This window comes from Streptomyces sp. NPDC048361, assembly GCF_040651795.1.
Classification (GTDB): domain Bacteria; phylum Actinomycetota; class Actinomycetes; order Streptomycetales; family Streptomycetaceae; genus Streptomyces.
In genome coordinates, this window is sequence record NZ_JBEZKW010000003.1 from 1 (window position 1) to 15,096 (window position 15,096).

11 protein-coding genes and 1 tRNA gene are annotated in these 15,096 nt (G+C 69.3%); 6 read left to right on the forward strand and 6 right to left on the reverse strand.

Features of this window, described 5'->3' with window-relative positions:
• Positions 1–139 precede the first annotated feature (139 nt).
• Both AB0D31_RS02355 and AB0D31_RS02360 read right to left on the reverse strand, forming a co-directional pair.
• Positions 140–1,642, reverse strand: coding sequence for a DUF2252 domain-containing protein (locus tag AB0D31_RS02355; protein ID WP_362715843.1), 1,503 nt, complete (start codon positions 1,640–1,642; stop codon positions 140–142).
• A gap of 513 nt (positions 1,643–2,155) precedes the next feature.
• Positions 2,156–2,238: transfer RNA gene (locus AB0D31_RS02360), tRNA-Leu, on the reverse strand.
• A gap of 377 nt (positions 2,239–2,615) precedes the next feature.
• On the opposite strand from AB0D31_RS02360, the gene AB0D31_RS02365 reads away from it, so the two are divergent.
• The 6 genes from AB0D31_RS02365 (at position 2,616) to pknB (ending at position 10,785) form a co-directional block, all read left to right on the forward strand.
• Complete coding sequence (locus tag AB0D31_RS02365; protein ID WP_362715846.1) at positions 2,616–3,485, forward strand: DUF3662 and FHA domain-containing protein; 870 nt, start codon at positions 2,616–2,618, stop codon at positions 3,483–3,485.
• Positions 3,486–3,495: 10 nt separating this feature from the next.
• Entirely contained in the window at positions 3,496–4,035 is a 540-nt protein-coding gene (locus tag AB0D31_RS02370) for an FHA domain-containing protein (protein WP_362715849.1), read from the forward strand.
• Positions 4,036–4,116: 81 nt separating this feature from the next.
• A complete protein-coding gene (locus AB0D31_RS02375) occupies positions 4,117–5,643 on the forward strand; it encodes a Stp1/IreP family PP2C-type Ser/Thr phosphatase (RefSeq protein WP_362715852.1) in 1,527 nt (508 codons plus the stop codon).
• Positions 5,644–5,669: 26 nt separating this feature from the next.
• The gene (locus AB0D31_RS02380; protein ID WP_362715855.1) at positions 5,670–7,091 is read left to right on the forward strand and encodes an FtsW/RodA/SpoVE family cell cycle protein; all 1,422 of its coding nucleotides are present in this window, start codon (positions 5,670–5,672) and stop codon (positions 7,089–7,091) included.
• Entirely contained in the window at positions 7,088–8,557 is a 1,470-nt protein-coding gene (locus tag AB0D31_RS02385) for a penicillin-binding transpeptidase domain-containing protein (protein ID WP_362715857.1), read from the forward strand. Before AB0D31_RS02380 ends, AB0D31_RS02385 begins: the two co-directional genes overlap by 4 nt.
• Positions 8,558–8,745: 188 nt before the next feature.
• The gene (gene pknB / locus AB0D31_RS02390; RefSeq protein WP_362715859.1) at positions 8,746–10,785 is read left to right on the forward strand and encodes a Stk1 family PASTA domain-containing Ser/Thr kinase; all 2,040 of its coding nucleotides are present in this window, start codon (positions 8,746–8,748) and stop codon (positions 10,783–10,785) included.
• Positions 10,786–11,070: 285 nt separating this feature from the next.
• Here the strand turns inward: pknB and AB0D31_RS02395 are convergent, their stop codons facing one another.
• The 4 genes from AB0D31_RS02395 to AB0D31_RS02410 form a co-directional block, all read right to left on the reverse strand.
• Positions 11,071–11,766 carry a hypothetical protein gene (locus AB0D31_RS02395; protein WP_362715861.1) on the reverse strand — a complete coding sequence of 232 codons (696 nt, stop codon included), beginning with the start codon at positions 11,764–11,766 and terminating at the stop codon, positions 11,071–11,073.
• Positions 11,767–11,798: 32 nt separating this feature from the next.
• Positions 11,799–12,617, reverse strand: a complete 819-nt coding sequence (locus AB0D31_RS02400; protein WP_362715863.1) for a response regulator — start codon at positions 12,615–12,617, stop codon at positions 11,799–11,801.
• Positions 12,618–12,620: 3 nt separating this feature from the next.
• Positions 12,621–14,246, reverse strand: coding sequence for an ATP-binding protein (locus AB0D31_RS02405; protein ID WP_362715866.1), 1,626 nt, complete (start codon positions 14,244–14,246; stop codon positions 12,621–12,623).
• A gap of 107 nt (positions 14,247–14,353) precedes the next feature.
• Positions 14,354–15,091: a class E sortase gene (locus tag AB0D31_RS02410; RefSeq protein WP_362715869.1), complete on the reverse strand. Its 738-nt coding sequence runs from the start codon at positions 15,089–15,091 to the stop codon at positions 14,354–14,356.
• Between the last annotated feature and the right edge of the window lie 5 nt (positions 15,092–15,096).

A 15,096-nucleotide genomic window follows, 5' to 3' on the forward strand; every position in this document is an offset into this window, starting at 1 on the left:
TCCCCCACCCCACCCACCCCGCCCACCCCTCCCCCACCGCCCCCTTTGCTCACACCCCGGCCCCCGCCCTCGCGCGCACGTCGCGCACGACTCCCCGAGCCCCGAACCCCGGCGACGCCGCCGGCGCCCGCAACGTTCCTCAGACGCCCGTCTCCGCCGGGATGCGGCCGGCGCGCACGGCGGCGGTCAGGGCCGCATGGTCGGCCTCCATGCGGTCGGCGTAGGTCACCGCGAAGGCGGCCATCGCGGTGTCGAGCTCCTCGTTCTTTCCGCAGTACCCGGCTATCAGCCGGGGATCGGCACTGTGGGCGTGGGCCCGGGCGAGCAGCGCCCCCGTCATGCGCCCGTAGTCGTCGAGCTGGTCGGCGGCGAGCGCGGCGGGGTCAACGCTGCCCTTTCGGTTCCTGAACTGCCTTACTTGATAAGGCAGTTCATTGACAGTCGTCCAGCCGAGCAGGATGTCGCTGACCACCTGCATCCGCTTCTGCCCGAGCACCACACGCCGCCCTTCGTGCCCGGGGTCGGACGGCTGGACGCTCTCCTTCGGCAGGTGCGGCAGCAGGACGGAGGGCCTGGCCTCCTTGACCTGGAGCACGAGGGGTTCGCCCCGGTGATCGAGGAGCAGCACCACATACGACCGTGTGCCGACGCTCCCGGTGCCGACGACCCGGAAGGCGACGTCGTGGATTGCGTAGCGGGCGAGCAGCGGTTGTATGTCTTCGGGCAGGGTGTGGACGTAACTCTCCAGCGACGCGGCGACGGCCGTGGCTTCGGCGTCCGTCACGCGCCGCAGTACCGGTAGTGCGTCGAGGAAGTAGTGGCTGCCGTCCTTGTCCTGTTCGGTCGCCTTGGCGGCGAAGCGTGCGCTGGTGTTGTTCCGGGCTTTTTCGGAGACGCGTTCCAGGGTGCCGAGGAGGTCGTGGGCGTCGGCGTGGGAGACAAGCCTCTCGTCGGCTATCGCGTTCCAGGCGTCGAGGGCCGGCAGTTTCGCGAGCAGGCGCATGGTGCGGCGGTAGGCGCCGACGGCGTCGAAGGCCGCGGCGCGGCACGTGGTCTCGTCGGCGCCCGCTTCGCGGCCTGCCAGGACCAGGGAGGCGGAAAGCCGTTTCACATCCCATTCCCAGGGGCCGGTCACCGTTTCGTCGAAGTCGTTCAGGTCGATGACGAGACTGCCTCGCGCGTCGCCGTAAAGCCCGAAGTTCGCGGCGTGGGCGTCGCCGCAGATCTGTGCGGTGACTCCGGTGACGGGTGTGCCGGCCAAGTCGTGTGCCATGAGACCGGCGGAGCCGCGGAGGAAGGCGAAAGGTCCGGCGGCCATGCGGCCCACGCGGATCGGTGTGAGCTCGGGCACCCGGCCGGTGTTGGATTCCTCCACCGCGCGGACGGCGTCGGGCCGGTCGGGGGCCAGGAGCAACGAGTCGTGCGCGGCGCGGGGGGTCCGGTCCCGCAGGGCCTTCCCCTCGGCCTTGGGCGACCTCCGTGCGGTGTCGTTGCCCGTGCCGGTGTCGTTGCCCGTGCCGGTGTCGTTGCCCGTGCCGGGTGCGTGGGGACGGCGGGCGAACCCGGGGACGTGCGGAACCCGTCCCTGTCCGTCCTGCGCTCCGCCTCGTGGCGCAGGGACCACGATGTCGATCTCTCCCATGGCGTGCCGCCTCCCCCGTCTCGTACGACCGCTCGTACGACCCGTCGTGTGCGCCTTGATGGGGCGCCGTCGTGCCCCGTCGGGAGCTCAACTGCCCCTGACGGTACAGGCGCTGGTGAAAACCCGTATTGCCCTGTGGATAACTCTCTGATCGGCCGTTTCACGTGAAACGGCTCCGGCATCGCCAGCTCCTCAGGTTTGCGCGGCACGCGACGCGACATACGACACAGAGCGGAGAACGGGCCAAGGGCCGGACGCTGAACAGCTGAAGAACGGAGTGAGGAATGAGACGCACGGCGCACGAGCCGACACGGGCACAGCAAGGACATGGGCACGAGACCGCCCAGCACGACACCGCTACCACCCAGCACGACGCGGGCACGGCACGTCACCACCCAGCACCGCACGGGTACGGCACCAGTGACGGCACCGCCCAGCACCGCACCACATCACACCAGCTCAGAAAACGAAGGAAGCCCCGCAGATCCGGGGATCTGCGGGGCTTCCGACTTGTGCGCGAGGGGGGATTTGAACCCCCACGTCCCTAAGGACACTGGCACCTGAAGCCAGCGCGTCTGCCGTTCCGCCACTCGCGCAAGAGTGGTGTGCTGGGCTCTCTCACTTTTCGGTGCGATTGCCTGGCGACGTCGAGAAGATTAGCACGCTGGACAGGGTGGATTCACATCCGTTGTTTGCGGCCACCCTGGTGGGGAGGGACAGATCGCGGGGAGGCAACCCCCGGCATGGTTACCCGCTCCTCCACAGTGCACCCCGGGTGCGGGACACTGTCGGGAAGCCCCCTCTACGATCCGTACGAGAGGTGCGTGTGAGAGGTGACACTCGTCCACAGGGCACAGAAGGGGAACCAGCCGATTTCCCGACGCGTGGATACGATCAGTAAGCAGTACCAAGAGAGCGACCCGGAGCAGAACCGGCAGTATCACCAGGACGGCAACGACGGAGGAGGTGCCCCATGGGAGTCCTGAAGCGTTTCGAGCAGCGGCTCGAAGGTCTGGTCAACGGCACCTTCGCGAAGGTCTTCAAGTCCGAGGTCCAGCCCGTCGAGATCGCCGGCGCGCTCCAGCGCGAGTGCGACAACAACGCGTCGATCTGGAACCGGGACCGCACGGTCGTCCCCAACGACTTCATCGTCGAGCTGAGTGCTCCCGACTTCGAGCGGCTCAGCCCGTACTCGGGGCAGCTCGGCGACGAGCTGGCCGGCCTGGTGCGTGACTACGCGAAGCAGCAGCGCTACACCTTCATGGGCCCGATCAAGGTGCACCTTGAGAAGGCCGAGGACCTTGACACCGGTCTGTACCGGGTGCGCAGCCGCACGCTCGCGTCCAGCACCGACCAGCAGGGCGGCCAGGGTCCCGGCCCCGGCGGCCCGCAGCGTCCCGCGCCCGCGGCCCCTCAGCAGGGGGCTCGTGGCGGCTACGGCTACCCGCCGGCCGCCGCGTCCGCGCCGCCCATGCCGGCGGCGCCGCCGCCGGGCCGTCCCGCAGCTTCGCCCGCCGACCGCCGTCCGGCGGCCCCCGGGCCGATGCCGGGCGGGCACGGTCAGGTGCGGCGCTGGATCGAGATCAATGGCACCCGCCACCAGATTTCCCGCTCGACCCTGGTCCTTGGCCGCAGCACCGATGCGGACGTGAGGATCGACGATCCCGGCGTTTCGCGCCGGCACTGTGAGATCCGGACCGGAACACCCCCGACGATCCAGGATCTCGGGTCCACCAACGGCATCGTGGTGGACGGGCAGCACACCACCCGCGCTACGCTCCGCGACGGCTCGCGGATCGTCGTGGGCAGCACCACCATCGTTTACCGGCAAGCCGAAGGGTGAAGCGGGGGCAATGTCAGAGCTGACCCTCACGGTCATGCGGTTGGGTTTCCTCGCCGTACTGTGGCTGTTCGTCATCGTGGCCGTTCAGGTCATTCGCAGTGATCTGTTCGGTACACGGGTCACCCAGCGCGGTTCGCGCCGGGGCAATGAGGCCAACCGGCAGCAGCAGACCGGCCGACAGCAGGCCGCCGCTGCCGCGACGCCGCCGCCGCAGCGCGGCCAGCAGCAGGGTGGCGGTGGGCGCCAGCGCCGCGGCGCCCCCTCCAAGCTGGTCGTCTCGGAGGGCACCCTCACCGGCACGACGGTCGCCCTCCAGGGGCAGACCATCACGCTGGGCCGGGCGCACGATTCGACGATCGTCCTGGACGACGACTACGCGTCGAGCCGCCATGCCAGGATCTACCCGGACCGGGACGGCAATTGGATCGTCGAGGATCTCGGGTCCACCAACGGCACCTATCTGGACCGGAGCCGGCTCACCACCCCGACCCCGATTCCGCTGGGCGCGCCGATCCGCATCGGCAAGACCGTCATCGAGCTGCGGAAGTAGTACGACAATGAGCGAGCGGAGCGAGCGAGCCGCGACGGTCCCCAGGGACCGGGGCGGGCTCCCGACCGGAGGGTGGGCAGTGTGGCTCGACATGACCGGCCGTACCCCGAGCCGACGGGCGAGGTGCGCATGAGTCTGTCCCTGCGTTTCGCCGCCGGCTCGCACAAGGGCATGATCCGCGAGGGGAACGAGGACTCCGGTTACGCCGGTCCTCGTCTTCTGGCCATCGCGGACGGCATGGGGGGGCAGGCCGCCGGTGAGGTCGCCTCCTCCGAGGTGATCTCCACCCTGGTCACGCTCGACGACGACGTACCCGGCTCCGACCTCCTGACCTCGCTCGGCACGGCCGTGCAGCGGGCCAACGACCAGTTGCGCATGATGGTCGAGGAGGACCCCCAGCTGGAGGGGATGGGCACCACGCTCACCGCTCTGCTGTGGACGGGCCAGCGCCTGGGGCTTGTGCACGTGGGGGACTCGCGCGCCTATCTGCTGCGTGACGGCGTCCTCACCCAGATCACTCAGGACCACACCTGGGTGCAGCGTCTGGTCGACGAGGGACGCATCACCGAGGAAGAGGCCACCACCCATCCGCAGCGCTCGCTCCTGATGCGCGCCCTGGGCAGCGGCGACCATGTCGAGCCCGATCTGTCGATCCGTGAAGTGCGGGCAGGCGACCGGTACTTGATCTGTTCCGACGGTCTGTCGGGCGTGGTGTCGCACCAGACGATGGAGGAGACCCTCGCCAGCTATCAGGGCCCCCAGGAGACGGTGCAGGAGCTGATCCAGCTCGCGCTGCGCGGCGGCGGCCCCGACAACATCACGGTGATCATCGCCGATGTCCTCGACGTCGATGCCGGGGACACTTTGGCGGGGCAGCTCAACGACACCCCGGTGATCGTCGGTGCGGTCGCGGAGAACCAGCTGCAGCTGAACGACGGCGGCGCCATGCAGACGCCGGCGGGCCGCGCCTCGGGGCTCGGCCGTCCCGCGCCCTCGCCGTCGGGGGGCTTCGGCCCGCCCGGCAGCGGTGACGACAGCGGCTACGGCAATCCGCCCGAGGGCGCCTTCGGCTCGTACACGGACGAGGACTTCGTGAAGCCGAGCCGGCGCCGCAAGAACCGGTGGATCGGCAGATCCCTCTTCATCGTGCTGGCCCTCGCGGTCGTCGGGGGTGGTCTGTACGGCGGCTACCGCTGGACGCAGACGCAGTACTACATCGGTACCAACAGCGACGGCACTCCGCATGTGGCGCTGTACCGGGGCATCAGCCAGGACCTGGCGTGGGTGAAGCTCTCCAAGGTGGAGACCGACTACCCCAAGATCGAACTCAAGTACCTCCCGCAGTACCAGCGCAACCAGATCGACTCCACGATCGCGGCGAGCAGCCTCGACAAGGCGCAGGCCAAGATCCAGGAGTTCGCGACGCAGGCGTCCGCCTGTCAGAAGGAGGAGGAGCGCCGCGCCGCGGAGAGCAACAACTCCGTGAAGCCCGGCACGGGCGCCACCGGCGCCCCGTCCGAGAAGACCACCACCACCGCATCTCCCACACCCGGCCCCAGCCTCTCGGAGGACGAGCAGAAGCTGGTCTCGCAGTGCGGTAAGCAGTAGGCAGCCGTAGGGGGCCTTTTCACACCATGAGCGTTGTCACCAACACGACCACCATCGGCGCGATCGAAGCACCGAGCCGCCGCAATACCGAGCTGGCCCTGCTGATCTTCGCAGTGGCCATCCCGGTGTTCGCGTACGCCAACGTGGGGCTTGCCATGACCGGCAAGCTTCCCTCCGGCATGCTCGGATACGGTCTGGGCCTCGGCCTGATGGCGGGTGTGGCGCACTTGGTGGTGCGCAAGTTCGCCCGGTACGCCGATCCGCTGCTGCTGCCGCTCGCGACGCTGCTCAACGGGCTGGGCCTCGTCCTGATCTGGCGCCTCGACCAGTCGCCGCGGCTGATCCAGCGCTCGAAGTCCGCGTGGGGCAAGTTCTCCCCCGACGCCCCCCACCAGCTGCTGTACACCGCGATCGGTGTGGCTCTGTTCATCGGTGTGCTGCTGCTCCTGAAGGATCACCGCATCCTGCAGCGCTACACGTACATCTCGATGGCCGCTGCGCTGTTCCTGCTGGTGCTGCCGATGTTCTTCCCGGCGGTCAACGGCGCCAAGATCTGGATCTCGATCCCCGGCCTCGGCACCATCCAGCCCGGTGAGTTCGCGAAGATCATCATCGCGATCTTCTTCTCCGGCTACCTCATGGTGAAGCGGGACGCGCTCGCCCTGGCCAGCCGCCGTTTCATGGGCCTGTACCTGCCACGCGGCCGTGACCTCGGTCCGATCCTGGTGATCTGGGCGCTGTCGATCCTCATCCTGGTCTTCGAGACCGACCTCGGCACCTCGCTGCTCTTCTTCGGCCTGTTCGTGGTGATGCTGTACGTGGCGACCGAGCGCACCAGCTGGATCGTGTTCGGTCTGCTGATGTCGGCGGTCGGCGCGGTCGGCGTGGCCACCTTCGAGCCGCACGTCAAGTTGCGCGTGAACGCCTGGCTGGACCCGTTCGCCTGCTACACCACCGACAAGAGCGGCGCCTGCGAACAGATCGGCCAGGCCATCATGTCGTTCGGCTCCGGCGGAACGCTCGGCACCGGCCTCGGGCAGGGCAACTCCGACCTGATCGGCTTCGCCGCCAACGCCGACTTCATCCTCTCCACCGTCGGCGAGGAGCTGGGCCTGGCCGGAATGATGGCGCTGCTGCTGATCTACGGCCTGATCGTGGAGCGGGGCGTGCGCACCGCGCTTGCCGCACGCGACCCGTTCGGCAAGCTGCTCGCGATCGGTCTGTCCGGCGCGTTCGCACTTCAGGTCTTCGTCGTGGCCGGCGGTGTGATGGGCCTTATCCCGCTGACCGGTATGACCATGCCGTTCCTCGCACAGGGCGGCTCGTCCGTCATCGCCAACTGGGCGCTGATCGGCATCCTGATCCGGATCAGCGACACCGCGCGCCGGCCCGCTCCGGCCCCCGCCCCGTCCCCCGACGCCGAGATGACCCAGGTGGTCCGCCCGTGAACAAGCCCCTGCGCCGGATCGCGATCTTCTGCGGGCTGCTCATCCTCTCGCTGATGATCCGCGACAACTGGCTTCAATACGTCCGGGCCGACGAGCTCAACGCCAATGAGCACAACCGGCGGGTGGAGATCGAGCGGTTCGCCCACGAGCGCGGCAACATCATCACGGCCGACGGACAGACGATCACCGGCTCCACGGAGACCTCGGGCAACGACTTCAAGTACAAGCGGTCCTGGAAGGACGGGCCCATGTGGGCGCCGGTCACCGGGTACAACTCGCAGGCGTTCGGCGCCACCCAGCTGGAGAACCTGGAGGACGGCATCCTCTCGGGCAACGACAACCGGCTCTTCTTCGACCGGACCATGTCGATGTTCACCGGGGACAAGAAGAAGGGTGGCAATGTCATCACCACCCTCAACAGCAAGGCCCAGAAGGCCGCGTTCGACGGGCTGGGCAACAAGAAGGGCGCCGTCGCCGCCATCGACCCGCGCACCGGTGCGATCCTGGCGCTGGCCTCCACGCCGTCCTACGACCCGTCCACGTTCGCGGGCAACAGCAGCAAGGACTCCAAGGCCTACAACGCCCTGCAGAAGAAGGTGGACCCGGACGACCCGACGCTGAACCGGGCGCTGCGTCAGACCTACCCGCCGGGCTCCACCTTCAAGGTGGTCACCGCCGCGGCCGCACTGGAGAACGGGCTGTACTCGGGCATCGACGATCCGACGCGCTCCCCGGTGCCGTACTACCTGCCGGGCACCGACCACAAGCCGCTGAACAACGAGGGCAACATTCCCTGCGAGAACGCCACGCTGAAGGTGGCGCTCCAGTACTCCTGCAACACGGTCTTCGGCAAGGTCAGCGCCGACCTGGGCAACGAGAAGATGAAGGCCGAGGCCGAGAAGTTCGGCTTCAACAAGGAGATCTTCAACCCGGTCCGTACCGCCGCCAGTGTCTTCCCCAAGGACGTCCCGGCGCAGAGCGCCATGGCAGGCATCGGCCAGGCCTCCAACCGTGCGACGCCGCTCCAGATGGCCATGGTCGCCGCGGCCGTCGCCAATGACGGCAAGCTGATGAAGCCGTACATGGTCGACCAGCTCCAGGCGCCGAACGTGGACGTGCTCTCCAAGACGCAGCCCGAGCAGATGAGCCAGCCCATGTCGGCCGCCACCGCGCAGAAGCTCCAGAAGATGATGGAGTTCGTGGTCACCGACGGCACCGGCAAGGCGGGGCAGATCGACGGCGTGACCGTCGGCGGCAAGACCGGTACCGCCCAGCACGGTGTGGGCAACAAGGAGAACCCCTACGCCTGGTTCATCTCCTACGCCAAGTCGGGGGACGGCTCCCCCGTGGCGGTCGCCGTCGTGATCGAGGGTTCCGACACGACCCGTGACGACATCGCGGGCGGCAAGCTCGCGGCTCCCATCGCCAGGGACGTCATGAAGGCGGTGCTCGACGGCCAGAAGTGACCCGGGCTGTTTCACGTGAAACAGCCGCTCGTTTCACGTGAAACATCACACGTGCCCTGTACCGGTCCGGTATCAGGTGACGGCCGCGAGCTGATCGGCTTGCGGTGCCCGGTAGCGTATGCGCGAACAGCACACCGCCGGACCACCCATGGGTACGGTCGGGACAGACGGAGAGGGCTGGATTAGCTATGGAAGAGCCGCGTCGCCTCGGCGGCCGGTACGAGCTGGGCCAGGTGCTCGGCCGTGGTGGCATGGCCGAGGTCTACCTCGCGCACGACACCCGGCTCGGCCGCACCGTCGCCGTGAAGACGCTGCGGGCCGACCTCGCCCGCGACCCGTCCTTCCAGGCCCGGTTCCGCCGTGAGGCCCAGTCGGCCGCCTCGCTCAACCACCCGGCGATCGTCGCTGTCTACGACACCGGCGAGGACTACGTCGACAACGTCTCCATTCCGTACATCGTGATGGAGTACGTCGACGGCTCGACCCTGCGTGAGCTGCTGCACTCCGGGCGCAAGCTGCTGCCCGAGCGCACCCTGGAAATGACCATCGGCATCCTCCAGGCCCTGGAGTACTCGCACCGCAACGGCATCGTCCACCGCGACATCAAGCCTGCCAACGTCATGCTGACGCGCACCGGCCAGGTCAAGGTCATGGACTTCGGCATCGCCCGCGCCATGGGCGACTCAGGCATGACGATGACCCAGACCGCCGCCGTGATCGGCACCGCCCAGTACCTCTCCCCGGAGCAGGCCAAGGGCGAGCAGGTCGACGCGCGAAGCGACCTGTACTCGACGGGCTGCCTGCTGTACGAGCTGCTCACCGTCCGGCCCCCGTTCGTCGGGGACTCCCCGGTTGCGGTGGCCTATCAGCATGTGCGGGAGGATCCGCAGCCCCCGTCCAACTTCGACGCCGAGATCACGCCCGAGATGGACGCCATCGTCCTGAAGGCCCTGGTCAAGGACCCCGACTACCGGTACCAGTCGGCGGACGAGATGCGGGCCGACATCGAGGCCTACCTCGACGGTCAGCCGGTCGCCGCCACCGCCGCCCTCGGTGCGGTCGGCTATGGCAACGGGTACGACGGCTACAACAACGGCTACGGCAACGACCAGGCGACGACCGCGCTGCGCCAGGCGGATCCGGGCGGCGGCGGCCAGACCTCGATGCTGCCGCCGGTCAATCCCGACGACGGCGGCTACGGCTACGACGACCGCCCCGGCCGGAGACGCCAGAAGAAGTCCCACACCTCGACGGTCCTGCTGGTCCTGGCGGGCGTCCTGGTCCTGGTCGGCGCGATCCTGATCGGCAAGTCCGTCTTCAGCGGCAACGCGGACAGCACCTCGGTGAGCGTGCCCAACCTCGTCGGCACCAGCCAGGGCGACGCGGAGAAACTGGCCACGAATGCCGGCGTCAAGATGTCCGTGGACAAGAAAGAGCCCTGCGCGGACCAGCCCAAGGGCAACATCTGCAGTCAGACTCCGGCAGACGGCACCATGAAGAAGGGTGAGACGGTCTCGGTCACCGTGTCCACCGGGGCGCCGAAGATCGAGGTCCCCGACGTCACGCAGAAGGACAAGGCCAGCGCCACCCAGCTGCTCCAGACCAAGGGCTTCCAGGTGAAGACCAAGGAGGTCGAGTCCAGCTCGGCCCCCGGCACGGTCGACAAGCAGGACCCGGCGGGCGGCTCGCAGGCCGAGAAGAACTCGACGGTCACGCTGACGATCGCCAAGAAGCAGACCACGAACCTGCCCGACGTGACGAACAAGGACTACACCCTTGCCGTCCAGCAGCTCAGCGCGCTCGGCTTCACCAACGTCTCCCGCCAGGACGTCGACAACGACAAGCCGCTCAACCAGGTCGTCTCGATGACCCCGACCGGCGACACACCCCAGCCCAAGGACGTCCAGATCGTGCTGCGCGTCTCCAAGGGCCCGCAGACGCCGTCGACACCGACCCAGACGCAGATCCCGGGGAACCTGGGCGGGATGACCGTGAAGAAAGCCACGCAGACACTGAACGACGCCGGCTTCAGCAACATCCAGTTCGCGGCGGGCAGTTCGAACGACGACAAGGCCCGCGTCCTCACCGTGACGCCGGGCGGCGGCACCATGGCCGACCCGAACCAGCCCGTCACCCTCACCACGTTCGGTGGCGGTGGAGGCGGCGGAGGCGGCGGTGGAGGCGGCGGTAACAACGACGGAGAAGGACCCAGCTGGCCCTTCGGCTAGCCGTCCATCGCACCGCCCGGCACCACCCAGCACTGAGCCCCGGCTCCCTCACAGGGAGCCGGGGCTCAGTGGCGTACGAGCTCAGTGGCGTACGAGCTCAAGGGTCGTCACCGGCGCTTGCGGCGCCACGCCTCGCGTACCGTCACCGCGAGCGTGAGGTAGACACCGATGACTTCCAGCACCATCAGATAGGTTTCCATGTCGCCTTCCCCGCCTGGTTCGTGGCTTGCTTCCACGACCACGATGGCCGAGGGCGCGAGGTAGGGCATTCACTGTTTCGCCGGCTCAGGAGCGTTGGTTGGCACCCGGTCCGGGACTGTTTCGCGCGGCGTCGGGACTGTTGCGCACCGCGTCGGGGCCGGTTTCGCAGACGCCCGTGCGAACCATCGCATCCGTTGGCCGAACCATCGCGTCCATCGAGGCCAGCGGCCTCAACCGGCGCCAGTCGTACGGAGGATGACCCACCCGGGGACGGCGGCGGTCATGGACGTTGGCCGCCATCCAGAACAGGAATCCGCCCGCCATCACGGCCAGCACCGCCCACCGCGCCGGCCCGGCCGGCCCCCCAATGCCCGAGGTGAGGCCCCTCAGGAGCGCGCCGCCGACCAGATAGGTCATCAGCGGATAGACGACCACCTGGTGCCACAGCTTCGTCGGCGAGAGCAACTGCGCCCACGTGTAGAGGCCGGCCCGCAGCTCCGACCGGGCCTGCCACACCCCGAACGCCGGCGGCAGCACCATCATCGCCACCGCGGGCCATCCCGCGACCGGCACCGAGGCCCCGGGGGAGCCGGCGAGCAGGACACCGGCCGCGCAGGACACGGCCAGCGCGGGATCGCCGTAGAGGAACGCGGTGAACTCGTGGCGCGGGCGCAGCAATCGCCGTTCCAGTACGAGGGCGAGCAGCGCCGGAACACCGGGGCTCACGGCGAACGAGGCCAGGAGCGCCCACGCCGGCCCGTGTTCGAGCGCGGGCGCCACAAAAGGCCGCCATCCGGGCGCGGCCGCCGGCGTCACGCCCCGTCCCCGGTACGGGAGGCACGGCGGCGGACACCCGCCGCTCGTCCGTGGCCCTCCCGGCGCCCCTCGCTCCCCCACATCTCGTGCACCAGCCGCTCGACGTCCGGGTCGCTGAAGAAGCGGGCGTAGGTCTGCGCGAACGCCGTCACCACCTGGAGGTGCTTCTTGCGGGTCCCCGCCTCGGGCTCGTCGTCGGGCGGCGCGGCGTCGAAGAACTCGTGCTGCAGCCGGTGCACGGCCTGCGCGGACTGCTCCAGGAAGGTCGAAAGGGAGCGCGTCCTGACCCCGGTCGCCTGGATGATCGTCGCGTGCCGGTCGTGGCTCGCGGCCGCACGCCACAGCGCGAGATCGCCCGGCCGGCGGACAAGGCTGTGAATCCAGGAGGGTCCGCGGCGCGGCGGCCGGAACCTGAGCGACGCACCCGGGAGCGGATGGTGGCCGTAGGCGATCGCGCCGGCGATCTCCCGCATGTCCTTCTCGGCACCGTGCTTGGAGAGCAGGGTGAGGGTGTCGGGGTAGAACTCGAACGCGGCCAGCAGGTGCAGGATCCGGTTGTGCTCGCCATCGGCGGTGATGACGGCGGCCGGCACCCCCGCTCTGGTGCACTCCTCAAGGGCGGCCAGTCCGGACCTCGTCGACTCGTGCAGGAAGTCGAGGTCGACGAAGGCGAGTTGGAAGTCCCGGTCGGTGGCGAACCGGGCGGCCAGTTCCTCCGGGGACCGCACGCCGACCACGACGTGATCGGCGGGTGCCAGGGCGCGGGCCACGGCGGATTCGACGATCCACTGGTCGTCGACCACGAGTACACGCATCGCTCACTCACCTTCTCGGAGGGCTGCTCGGACGGATGCCAGGTCAGGTGCCACATCAGGTGCCGGATCGGATGTCTGGCCGGGTGCCAGGTCGGGTGCCTCGCCGGCCTGGCCGGGTGCCTCGCCGGGTGCCGTGACGGGGCGCCGGCCGGATGCCTGGCCGGGTAGACGTACGACCGGCGCGGCGGGGGCGTCAGCTGGCTGCTGCTCGGACAGCCCCTGCTCGGCCGCCCCCTCGGCATGCCCCTGCTGGGTCGGCCCCTGCTCGGTCGGCCACTCGTCGGCCGGCCGCTGGGAGTACCAGTCCGCGTCCACCCGGGTGCCGCCGCCCGCGCGTGCCGCGAACTCCACGGACCCCTGATAGCGGTCCAGATCCCGTTTCAGGACGACGAGACTGCTGTGCTGCCCCGGTGCGTCCGGGCGCATCCCCGGCCCATCGTCGGCCACGGTGACCCGGATCCGCACCACGCGCCCGCCCCGCGGGTCGTGGGCGTCGGCGAGGCGCACGCTCACGACCACCTTCAGGGCGCCCGCCTGAACGGCGTTGGCCACCAGGTCGGACAGGACACGGCGGGCGAGCTGGTAGTCGGTGGAGGGCAGCACGACCGGGGCGCTCGCCGGGTCCAGTGCGCAGCGCTCGCGCAGTTTGTGCGGCAGCACGCAGAGCACCGCCTCCCACAGCGTCCCCACGGTGCCGCCGGGCCCGCGCCCCGGATCGAGCCAGTCGAGGCGCATCTCCTCGATCCGTACGAGCGCCTCGCGCAGCAGGCCGCGTACCTCGGCGCGTTCGTAGTGGTCACTGCGTTCGGCCTCGACCGCCATCGACACGGCCGTCTTGGACATACTGTGCAGGTCCCGGCAGGCCGCATCGCGCACCCCGCGCTCGATGTCGACCGCGGTGGTGACCGCGGCGTCGAGGACCCGGTCGAAGGACCACCACACGACAGCGACCGCGCCCACGCCGAGTACCGCGCACACCCGTGCGGCACGGGGCACGGCGGTCAGCGAGGCCGTCCAGTCCGGAATGAACAGGCTCCCGGCGATCAGCAGGGCGCCGACGGGGATCAGGCGCCGCAGCAGTACGAGGAACTTGTCGGCGGCGCCCTTGCTGCGGTCGGCGCCCAGTTTCACGTGGTGGGACGGCGCGTAATAGCCCGCGTCGCACACGATGTTGACGAAGACGAGGGTCACGAAGACCATGACGGCGCACAGCTGGACGGTGGTCACCGGGACGCCGGGGCCGTCCGGACCGTACGGGCCGACGAGGGCGAGCCCCATGACCGCCATGCCGAAGCCCTCAGCGAGACCCGGCAGGTTGAAGGTGGCGCGGCCCCGGGTGCCGTCGAGGTGATCGAAGAGCCGGTAGACGCCGGGCACCCGTTCGCCGGCGTCCTCCAGGCGGGCTCTGGCCTCCGGATAGGCGTGCAGGAGGGACAGGGAGGCTCCGGCGGTGACGAGCAGCAGGGCCAGCGCGCTGTGCGGGCGCGCGGACGCCGGCGTCCAGACGAGGGAGGCCCACAGCACGGCGATGCTCCCGCAGCGCAGCCACGCGGTGGTGCGATGGAGACTGTCGAGGGCCCGCACCGCCGTCACCCAGCGCAGGTCCGCGCGCCTGTCCGAACCGTCCATGTGCCACCCCACCGTGTCGTCCTGCGGTGGAATCCATGATGGGCAGTTGAGGACGGTGGCAACAGCAATACATCGCAGGCGCCGTCGCGTTGGTGCGCGTCCTGCCGTTAACGCAGTTCGGCGGGCGGGGTCCGCTTGGCGTCGACCTTCTCGGCGCGGACCAGCTCGCCCCACACGATGTAGCGGTACTTCGAGGTGTAGACCGGGGTGCAGGTCGTCAGCGTGACGTACTGGCCGGGCTTCTTGACGCCGGCACCCTTCGGCACGGGCTGCAGGACGTCGACGTTGTACTTCGAGGTCTCGGTCAGCTCGGCGAACACCTTGTAGACGTACCAGGTGTCCTTGGTCTCGAAGACGACCGGGTCACCGGTCTTCAGCTTGTCGATGTTGTGGAACTTGGCTCCGTGGCCGTCCCGGTGGGCGGCGAGCGTGAAGTTGCCGCTCGTGGCCGTGCCGGGGAGCGTCGCCTTGACGGGGTCCGTGTAGTAGCCGGCCACGCCGCCGTTCAGGACGTCGGTGTCGGTGCCCTTCTTGACGAGTACCTCGCCGTTCTTCATCGCCGGGACGTGCAGGAAGCCGATGCCGCCCTTGGTGTCGAGCGCTCCTGGTCCCGAGGAGGCCGCCCAGTCACGGCGCACGCTGTCGCCCTGCGCGGACGCCTCGCGGTCGGCCACGACGTTGGTCCACCACAGCGAGTAGACGACGAACAGGCCGAGCACCAGGCCGGCGGTGATGAGGAGTTCACCCAGGACGCTGATGACCGCGGCGACGGTTCCCCGTGCGCGCCGGGCCGGCGCCGGCCCGGGGGTGCCGGTCCGCTCCTCGTGGTCGGTTCCCGTAGCCACCGCAC

What these genes read in the sequence shown, in the direction of transcription:
- AB0D31_RS02365 (WP_362715846.1), top strand. Translation starts at nt 2,616, where the DNA reads ATGGGAGTCCTGAAGCGTTTCGAGCAGCGGCTCGAAGGTCTGGTCAAC.
- pknB (WP_362715859.1), top strand. Translation starts at nt 8,746, where the DNA reads ATGGAAGAGCCGCGTCGCCTCGGCGGCCGGTACGAGCTGGGCCAGGTG.
- AB0D31_RS02405 (WP_362715866.1), bottom strand. Translation starts at nt 14,246, where the DNA reads ATGGACGGTTCGGACAGGCGCGCGGACCTGCGCTGGGTGACGGCGGTG.
- AB0D31_RS02380 (WP_362715855.1), top strand. Translation starts at nt 5,670, where the DNA reads ATGAGCGTTGTCACCAACACGACCACCATCGGCGCGATCGAAGCACCG.
- AB0D31_RS02355 (WP_362715843.1), bottom strand. Translation starts at nt 1,642, where the DNA reads ATGGGAGAGATCGACATCGTGGTCCCTGCGCCACGAGGCGGAGCGCAG.
- AB0D31_RS02400 (WP_362715863.1), bottom strand. Translation starts at nt 12,617, where the DNA reads ATGCGTGTACTCGTGGTCGACGACCAGTGGATCGTCGAATCCGCCGTG.
- AB0D31_RS02370 (WP_362715849.1), top strand. Translation starts at nt 3,496, where the DNA reads ATGTCAGAGCTGACCCTCACGGTCATGCGGTTGGGTTTCCTCGCCGTA.